This window comes from Streptomyces sp. W16, assembly GCF_033194735.1.
Taxonomy (GTDB): domain Bacteria; phylum Actinomycetota; class Actinomycetes; order Streptomycetales; family Streptomycetaceae; genus Streptomyces.
On sequence record NZ_JAWOAI010001203.1, the window covers coordinates 1 to 799 of the forward strand.

General features: G+C 70.3%; 1 protein-coding gene and 1 pseudogene. Both read right to left on the reverse strand.

The annotated features are described in order from the left end of the window. Positions 1 to 563, reverse strand: a 563-nt coding sequence (locus tag R6V09_RS54210; protein ID WP_317888696.1) for a bestrophin-like domain, incomplete at its 3' end; no start/stop codon positions are given. 16 nt (positions 564 to 579) lie between these two features. Then, a pseudogene (locus tag R6V09_RS54215) lies at positions 580 to 799 on the reverse strand (hypothetical protein); the annotation flags it as partial.

Sequence of the window (799 nt, forward strand, 5' to 3'; positions counted from 1 at the left end):
AGCAGCCCGAACCACACCACCGCCGGCATCGTCGCTCCCGTGGAGTCCGCGCGGGCGCTGCGTGCCAGGTCGGCCGCGGCGACCTGCTCGACGAGCGGCTGGTAGGCCTGCGCCTGGAAGTCCGTCTTCGGCTGGTAGTCGGTGACGTCCTGGCGGATGCGCTGGAGGAGATCGGTGCCGCGCTGGGTGAGTTTCTGGTGGTCGGCCATCGTCTTCCACTCGGTGTTGACGACCTGTGAGACGTAGGCGTCGACATCCGCCCGGACGCGGTCACGGACGTCGGGCGGATAGAGGCGGACCCGCTCCGAGATCTCGTGCATTGCCTGCGCCTCCGCCTGCACGTGGTCCTGGGCGGCGCTGCGGGCCTCCCAGACGCCGGCGATCGCCAGACCCAGGACGATGGCGTACACCACGCCGATCCACATCGTCATGTACTCGATGACGTCCGGGGTCTCGCTGGGGTCCTCGTCCTCGGAAGCCGCGCGTTCGCGCAGGAAGGTGACGATGACGACGACGACACAGGCCGCCGCCATCGCGAGGGCGAGAACAAGCCATTCCGACAAGGGGTTCCTCCGGGGATCAGCGCGGACGCAGTGCGGCGATGGCGACCACCGCGGGCAGGGTGATGAGCAGGACGTAGACGACCGGCGGTGTCCGGCTGGGAGCGGGCCGCGGGTGCGGCTGGGCGTGGTACTTCGGATAACTCACCGGGGTCGCCGCAGGATGCGGGGCGGGCCTGGGTGACGGCTTCGGCGTCGGTTTCGGCGGCGGGGTCGGAGTGGGCGTAGGTGTCGGGGCG